This window comes from Microbacterium sp. 69-10, from assembly GCF_001897945.1.
Lineage (GTDB): Bacteria > Actinomycetota > Actinomycetes > Actinomycetales > Microbacteriaceae > Microbacterium.
In genome coordinates this window covers 74656-82312 of sequence record NZ_MKRT01000012.1, presented here as the reverse complement: position 1 = coordinate 82312, position 7657 = coordinate 74656, and the positions used below count along the sequence as shown (strand labels likewise).

The following is a 7657-nucleotide window of genomic DNA, read 5'->3' as shown; positions in this document are numbered from 1 at the left end:
CGCCGTTCGGGTCGGCGAGGGCCGATTCCATCCACGCGGATGAGCAGGTCATGAGCACGGAGATGAGCATGGAGTTCTCCGCGACCCGCGACAGGTCCAGGCTCACCATCGGCAGAGAGGGGTCGAACTTCACGGTTGACGGCCCGTCGAAGAGGCCTTGAAGGTCGCCGGCGACGAGGCGGCGCAGTGCGTGCCCGACGAGGCGGCCGTCTTCCGCAAGGCGCCCGTCCTCATCGCTGGCGGGGTCGGGGGCGAGGATGCGGTCCACGATCATCGGCAGGATCGGCACGTCCGCCGACCGCACCGCGTCGGTCAGGGCGAGGTCGATCGCCGTGTGCTCCAACGGCGACAGTGCCCGGTCCAGCACCGTCTCCGCCAGCGCACCGATCAGATCACGGCGACGGGACGCGACCTGCATGGCCCACTCCGCGTCGGAGATGCCGGAAGGGCGGTGTCCCTCATCGAGCGGGTTCAACCTATTGGCGAGTCCGTGGCCGAGGACGATCGCCTTCCCGCCAACAGCCTCCGCGACCGCCGTGTGCTCGCCTTTCGGGTCGCCAGGCACGTAGACGCGCCGACCGAACGGCAGGCTCCTGGTGTAGAGGCTCTTGGCGAGCGAGGACTTCCCGGAGCCGACGATGCCGGCGAGGACGAGGTTCGGGGCGGTGATGAGGCCGCGCTGGTACAGCACCCACGGGTCATAGACGAAGCCCCCGCCGCTGTAGAGGTCTTGGCCGACGAACACTCCCGACGAGCCGAGGCCGCCTTCGGCGAGGAACGGGTACTGGCCTGCGAGCGTCGCCGAGGTGTCTTGGTGCTTGGGGAGCCGGAACCTGCCGGGCGTGCGCAGCGCCGCCGGCCCAGGCTCGCCGGAGGCGGGCAGGTAGGTGGTCGCGCGCTTCTCGGCCTGCTCGGTTTCCCATTTCGCTTTCGCGTCGGCCTTGCGGGTCTCGCGGGCGGTGGTCTCGATCCGGGTCGCGGCCTGCCGGCGTGCCTTGCGGTTGCGGCGTCGTTCGCCTTCCGGGTCGATCAACGTCGATGTGTGCAGGCGCTCCTCTTCCCGGCTCACAGCGCCAACCCCTGCGACGACGAAGCCGTGCCGGTGCGGCGCCCGAACCAACTCGAGCCCGAACGCTCAGCCCGCGGCGATCGCGCCTCGCGCGCTGCCGTCGGCTCCTGCCGCTCCACAGGGGCGGGGTCGTCGATGTCGAGCAGCGCCGGGTCAGGGGTCGCGTCGTACTCTCGCAGCAGGGCGACGTGTCCGAGCGAGGGGCTGTAGGTGAGCGTGTAGACGTCGTGGGTTGCGGTGCGATCCAGCGCCCCGGTCGGCGGCTCGTCGTAGACGTACCCGTTGGCGAGCGCTGCTTGTACGGTCTCTTCGCCGAAGTCGTACCCGGCGAGGTGTTCGATCGCGGCGTCCGGGCCGTTCTTCTCGATGAGGTCGAGCACGTGGTCTGCGTCCTCGCCGTGGAGGAACACGACGCTGATCCACCGCCCCGCCTTCTCCGGCTCAGGCACGGGATCGCGCGGTGCTCCGAGGAGTTCAGCCAGCTGCACCGGCCCCTGCCAAGTGGATGATGCTCGGGCGTCCAGGGCTGCATCGTTGGCGTGCGCGGCATCCGCGATCGCTTCCGGGAACATCAGCTCCGGTGCCGGCTCGTCGGGATGGTCGAGAGCGCGTTGCCTGTTGTCGCCCTCGGCTTGGAGGTAGATCACGAGTTCCCGCATCGCCTGTTCCGGGGTGACGGGCTCGATGCCGGTGAACAGGTCACGCCCGCCGGCCACGGCCCCGGTGGCCTGGTCCTCGATGAGATACCCGTAGCGGTGGTGCACGCCGAGCGGGGTGATCGGCCAGACCGTGAGCTTCAGCGTGCCGATCTCCTCGACGGTGCGCACGGCGTCGGCCTCGTTCACCTGCCCGAGTGCCGACACCGGGGGTTCGGGGTGCCAGGCGATCTTCCCGGACTGCGACATGGCCACATCGAGCCCGCGATACGCCTGGTCCAGCAGCGCCTTCACGGCGAGGAGTTCCCGGCCTGCGGCTTCGGCGGCGGTCTCGCCGGCGAGCTGGTCACCAGTGTCATCGAATGCGCGATGCCGGGCGGCCAGGTGCGCGCCGGCGAGCTGGTCGATGACCTGGGCGAGTGATCCCATCCCGCCGAGCAGGTTTCCGAGCACGTCGTAGGTGTCGGCGGGGTTCTCGAAGGTGCGGGTCGCGTGGGCGAGGCCCCGCAATGCCGCATACGCCTCATCGGCATCGGCTTTCGGATCGTTGAATGTCGGCATGATCGATCTCCTTGGAATGAACGGGTTAGACGTTTCGGCACAGCGGCAGCGCCGCGACCGTGAACGCTTGGGCTTGCTGACCGACCAGCCGGCGGGTCTCGCAGGAGGCTTGGATAGCGGCCTGCTCGATCGCCGACACCGCCGCGTCGAGCTCGTCCGCGGTCGGCGCGGAGACGGAGACGAGCCCAGAGACACGGAGCACGCCGTGCCCGGCGGTGAGGTCGGCTTCCTGTTGCAGCACGTCATCGAGCTCCGCGCTGGCACTCGCGTCTTCGACTTGCCCGATCTTTCGCCGTTGTGCCGCGTCGCTGATGAGCTCGGTCTTCTTCTTCCGCAGGTCACGGGCGGCCTGATCCGCCCGGACCGGCGTGTAATGCAGCGCGAGCGTCCGCAGCACGCCGTTCGACAGCACGAGCGGGGCGAGGAACCCAGGGAACACCTGGGAGCGGGGCCACTCTGAGATCCAGAGGACGGCGTGGAAGGCGGAGTCGGAGCGCAGCCGTTCCCACGTCTCCGTCACCGCGACCGGCCCCGCCGTCGCCAGGTCTCGCCCCAGTGCCCCGTGTCGTTCCAGCGACGCGGCGGCGGCGGGGTCGTAGGCCGAGCGGAGGATGACGGCAACCTCGCCCGGTGTGAGCCACCCGGTCGAGGTGAGTTCCGCTGCCCGCAGCGCCGTGGTCAGGGTGGTCATGTCCTGCCGGAGCACGGCGGCGGCGCCGCGTATCCCGCCGCCCGCGGTCCTGATCTGCCGGGTCGCGGCCTTCATGTCCAGCGCCAGGCTGATGGTCGTGGCGTGGCGTTCCCCGGCAGGTCCCGCACGGTCGATGAGCTCCCGATAGGTCGTCGCCGCCCAAGAACCGTCATCGACGCCGTGCGCCCGCCACCACTCCGCAAGCCCCGTGCCGGAGTCCGGCAGGGTCCGCTCCGACACCTGGATACGGGCGATCCGCCCGGATCGGCAGGCGGCGGCGAGGACGCGGCCCCACCCTGAGACGCGGCGTTGCTGCTCGCCGGGGTCGAGGAGGACGAAGGCGGGATGTGAGACGCCGAGGATCGCGGTGAGGGTTTGGGCGTGGGGGTCGTGGATCATCGCGGCCCCGGTCTCCGGGTCCTCCCATTCCCGCAGAGCTGCCGCATCGCCCGGTAGGGCGAGGGTGCCCGCGGGACGGGGTTTGATGATGCGGGTGCGGAACAGGAGCTGCCCGCCATAGACGCGGATCGTCCAGCGGGCAAGGATCGGCACCCATTCGATGACCTTCCGCCCTCCCGAGGGCACCACGGCCAGCAGAGCCGAGGTGCCCCAGACGGGTGAGGTCCAGGCGAGCGCCATCCCGCCGCCGACATACAAGGCGGCGACGAGGGTGAGCACGGCGATGCCGAGGACGATCAGTTGCGACAGCGACAGGCCGAGCATGATGCCCCGCTTGGTCAGGCGGGAGAACTGCACCGGATGCAGCGGATACTCCGCCGCGCTGTTGGTAGCCATGAGAGGTCAGTCCTTTCCAGACGGAGCAGAAACCGGCGGGGCCGGCGGCGGATCAGAGCGTGGCCCGCTCGACGGCGCCGCGGGCGCCTGCGGAGCCGGAGCCGACGGCGACGACGGGGCGGGCGTGTTGCCGGGCTGTTGCTGTGCGGGAGGTACCGGCGGCGGGGATGCCGACTCGGACGCAGCGCCCGCGTGACCTTCCGCCGCACCTCCGACCGCGGCACCGGCCTTCGGCCCGGCGGTCGCGGCACCCTTCACCACGGCAGCCCCGGCGACCACGGCGAGCCCGACCGGGCCAGCGGCCGCAGCCCCACCACCAGCGGCCCCGGCACTCGCACCGCCGCCTGCACTCGCGCCTGCACCAGCGGAGGCCGGCGCGGCGCTCGCGCTGGCTGTTCCGCCGCCGGAAGGCGGCGTCGGGGGCGGGGTGCCCCCTCCACCGCCGCCTCCTCCGGGCGGTGGCGGCGGATTACTCCCACCGCCTCCGCCTCCGCCGTCGCCTCCGTCGAGCACCTTCTTCGGTTCGTCACCGGAGGACTTTCCCGGCATCGGCACGGGACGGTTGAGGGCTTGCTTGGCTTCCTGTTCGGAGCTCATCGCGTGGTACATATCGAACCCGACGAACGAGACGAACTTGTAGGTGATGTACGGCGCGAAGGCCGCGACGCCCATGAGGACGACGCCGGCGATGGGGTCGCTGATCGAGGCCAGGTCGAACTCAATCGGGGCCGACATCTGCGCGACCGCGACGAGGAAGATCACGACCAGGACCAACTTGGACACGATGAGAGCAATGACGAAGCTGGCCCATTTCCCGAACCAGCCCTTGGTCGCATCCCAGTTCGCGCCAGCGAGGGCGACCGGTCCGAACACCACCGCGACCAGCAAGAGTGCCTTGCGGATGAGGAGGGAGAACCACACGATCGCCGCCGCGCTGATCGCCAGGCCCGCGAGGAAGATCGTCAGAATGGCGCCGACGCCGGGTGCGGCGATGTTGATGCCCGCGAACCCGGCGGCGAGGAGGGCGATGCGGTCGCCCATCGTCTCCATCGTGTTCCCGGTCGCCTGAACGATCCCCACGGAGAGCTGGTCGGTGATTTCCAGCAGCAGCCCCGTGACGGTCAGGATCACGAATGACCCGAGCACGCTCTTCGCCAGCCCAAGGCCCGCACGAGACAGGGCGGTCGGGTCGCGGTGTATGAGCCCGGTGATGAGCTGCAGGCAGAAGAAGATCAAGAACAGGAAGATCGCGGCCCCGAACAGGACGTTGTAGACGCCGACGTACTCGCCGCCGGTGAGGTCAACCAGCGTGGTCGTGTCCATGACGGTCCAGACCGACTCGAACAGCCAGCCGGCGGCGGCGCCCATCGCCTGGGCGAGCCAGTCGAACGGGGCGGAGATGAGGGTGGCGACGCCATCGCCGACGGCATCGCAGACGTTGGAGATGACGGGAATGTCGCAGACGCTCATGACCCGTCACCCCCGTCTTGGGCGGGGTGCGGGGTCATACCGACTGGCCCACGTTCCAGAAGAAGTTGATCAACGTCACCGCGGCACCGCAGATGATCGCGGCCCCGCAGGAGATGAGCACGCCCACCTTCCCGCGGCTCGCGAGGTGCGGGTTCGAGGAGTTCGATCCGAAGCCCCAGATGATGGCGCTGACGATGAGCGCGAGGACGGAGAGAATGAGGCCGATGGTCATGACGGCGCCGACGATGGTGCGCAGCTGCTCGATGCCGGGAAGCCCGTCGCTGTTGGGGTTGATGTCGATCACGGGATGCTCCTGAGAGGGTCGAAACGGTGGAGAGGTGTTCTCGCCCGTCAGGTGCACAGCAGCGCGCCCCGCATCCCTCGGGGGCTGGGATGCGGGGCGCAGTCTCGGAAGCGAATGCGGCTATAAGGTGTCGCCGACGTTCAGCAGGAAGTTGACCCACGCGACCCCGGCACCCGCGAGGGCTGCCGCGCCGACGGCGACGAACAGGCCGGTGCGGGCTTTGGCGGCGGCGTGGTGGTTGCCGTGGGAGGAGGCGATGGCCCAGGTGATCGCGCAGACGATCAGCATGAGCACGGCGATGATGAGGACGAACATCAGCAGCGCACCGACGACCTGGCTGAGCTGGTCAGAGCCGTTCACGGCCCCGAAGTCGGGAAACACGTTCATCACTGGCCTCCCGTGCTCGTGTTCGCGGTGCAGGTCGCAGGTTGCGTGTCGCCGGGTTGGATGCCTTCGGCGTGGTGGTCGGTGAGCCAGACATCGGAGTCGATCGCGGGCTGGCTGATCCCGCCGGGGTGGATCTCGAAATGCAGATGCGGCCCGGTCGAGTGCCCCGAGCTGCCGACGTCGCCGATGTGCTGCCCGGCGGTGACGGTCTCGCCGACCGTGACGTAGATGCCGGTCTGCCACATGTGGTGATACTCCGATGCGACGAGCTCGCCGTTCACGGTGTGGTTGATGACGATGGAGCCCCCGTCGGTATCGGTGTAGGAGGCGCGGACCACGACGCCATCCGCGGTCGCGAGGATCGGGGTGCCATCCGGGGCGGCGAAGTCGGTGCCCGCGTGCAAGCGCCGGTCGCCGTCGATGGGATCGGTACGCCACCCGAACGGCGACGTCTTCACCCAGGTTCCTTCGGGCAGGGGGAAGACGATCGTGCGGGTCTCCGGCACGGTCGGGTCTGCCTCCGTGCCGCCGTCGCCGTTCGAGGAGGCGGACTTCGTCAGCGCCGTCACGATCGCTTCCGCGACGGGCTGGTAGTTCTGATACCTGTCGGGATACGCGCTGACCTCGACCGACTGCGCTGCTTCGCCGGGGTCGAGTTGCTGCCATCCCGGAATGTCCAGCAGCCCGCGCGGTGACGGGTAGTTGGGTCCGTCCGGGCCGCCGAAGAACGCCCGCGCCTGATAGTTCGGGTCCATGAGGTCCGCGACCGTGCCCCACCCGGATTGCGGGCGCATCTGAAACAGTCCCAACGAGTCGTGGTCGCCGCCGTTGCCGTCGTTCGGATAGTCGGCGGACTCGGGGTAGGTGCCCGTGTTCGCGAGCATCCGCAGGCTTGATTCGGTCAGTGCGGCCATGATCGCGATGATGACGCCGGGGCGGCCGACGCCGGCGGTCTGCGAGCCGACCGTGATGATCGTCGCGGCATGCGTGAGCTGGGACTTGTTCAGCGTGACCGTAGTGCCGTCCTTCGTCGTCGCGGTCAGCGAGTCCGGGACCGGCCCCACCACGAGCGACCCCGACAGGCAAGTTGCCGCCGCGGTCGAGGACGGGTTCATCAGCACCCCGACCCCGACCAGCGCCGTCGACGGCCCCAGGAACACCAACGCGAGGCCGATCCCCAGCAGCTTCTTCAACATGAGAGCACCCCGCCTTATCGGAGGGGGTTGTCGAGGTCGGAGAGCCGCACCAGCGAACAGGTGCCGTGGAACTCCGGTGCCGGTCTCGGGCAGGCGATGAACACCGTGAACGACACCGACCGGGACGCATCCTGCGGCGTCGTACCCCACGTGCCGGTCCGGTGCCTCGTGCCGGTGATCGTGTACGCGGTCGCACCTGTGGGGAGCTGCCCCGGTGCGGCCTGCGCTACGGCGGTCTCCCAGGCCTTCGGGACGTCGGCGGTGTCGATGGTGAGCCACTGCCGGGCCTGGTAGGTCTTCAACTGCACCCACGCCTCCGTTGTCGGTAGGTATGAGCGCACATCCGAGGCGAGGGCGTCGAGTTCGGAGGGGTCGCCGGCGTCGATGAGGACTTGGGCGTAGTCGGCGGGGCCAGAACTCGAGGCCGTATCCCACGCGAACAACGCGCCCGCGACCCGGCGAGCGAACTCCTCCGGGTCACCCGTCGCCGCGATCTTCTCCGGCCCCGGCCGCTCGCTCATGCTCACG

General features: G+C 69.4%; 7 protein-coding genes and 1 pseudogene. All 8 read right to left on the bottom strand.

Annotation, left to right across the window (positions count from 1 at the left end; genetic code table 11):
• Positions 1–1030 (bottom strand): annotated as a pseudogene (locus BGN97_RS05020) (ATP-binding protein); the annotation flags it as partial.
• 35 nt (positions 1031–1065) lie between these two features.
• The gene (locus tag BGN97_RS05015) at positions 1066–2286 is read right to left on the bottom strand and encodes a hypothetical protein (RefSeq protein ID WP_292698550.1); all 1221 of its coding nucleotides are present in this window, start codon (positions 2284–2286) and stop codon (positions 1066–1068) included.
• A 25-nt stretch (positions 2287–2311) separates the two neighbouring features.
• Positions 2312–3772: an SCO6880 family protein gene (locus tag BGN97_RS05010; protein ID WP_292698549.1), complete on the bottom strand. Its 1461-nt coding sequence runs from the start codon at positions 3770–3772 to the stop codon at positions 2312–2314.
• Positions 3773–3778: 6 nt separating this feature from the next.
• Positions 3779–5242 carry a conjugal transfer protein TrbL gene (locus tag BGN97_RS05005; RefSeq protein ID WP_292698548.1) on the bottom strand — a complete coding sequence of 488 codons (1464 nt, stop codon included), beginning with the start codon at positions 5240–5242 and terminating at the stop codon, positions 3779–3781.
• Between the two features lie 34 nt (positions 5243–5276).
• Complete coding sequence (locus BGN97_RS05000) at positions 5277–5546, bottom strand: DUF6112 family protein (protein WP_292698547.1); 270 nt, start codon at positions 5544–5546, stop codon at positions 5277–5279.
• Positions 5547–5666: 120 nt separating this feature from the next.
• Positions 5667–5933: a DUF6112 family protein gene (locus BGN97_RS04995; protein WP_292698546.1), complete on the bottom strand. Its 267-nt coding sequence runs from the start codon at positions 5931–5933 to the stop codon at positions 5667–5669.
• Complete coding sequence (locus BGN97_RS04990; RefSeq protein ID WP_292698545.1) at positions 5933–7129, bottom strand: M23 family metallopeptidase; 1197 nt, start codon at positions 7127–7129, stop codon at positions 5933–5935. The genes BGN97_RS04995 and BGN97_RS04990 overlap by 1 nt, the downstream gene beginning before the upstream one ends.
• A 14-nt stretch (positions 7130–7143) precedes the next feature.
• Positions 7144–7657 (bottom strand): hypothetical protein (locus BGN97_RS04985; protein WP_292698543.1); only part of this gene is annotated, 514 nt, incomplete at its 5' end.

Coding starts and splice junctions, on each gene's coding strand:
- BGN97_RS05015 (WP_292698550.1), bottom strand. CDS start 2,286: ATGCCGACATTCAACGATCCGAAAGCCGATGCCGATGAGGCGTATGCG.
- BGN97_RS05005 (WP_292698548.1), bottom strand. CDS start 5,242: ATGAGCGTCTGCGACATTCCCGTCATCTCCAACGTCTGCGATGCCGTC.
- BGN97_RS04990 (WP_292698545.1), bottom strand. CDS start 7,129: ATGTTGAAGAAGCTGCTGGGGATCGGCCTCGCGTTGGTGTTCCTGGGG.
- BGN97_RS04995 (WP_292698546.1), bottom strand. CDS start 5,933: ATGAACGTGTTTCCCGACTTCGGGGCCGTGAACGGCTCTGACCAGCTC.
- BGN97_RS05010 (WP_292698549.1), bottom strand. CDS start 3,772: ATGGCTACCAACAGCGCGGCGGAGTATCCGCTGCATCCGGTGCAGTTC.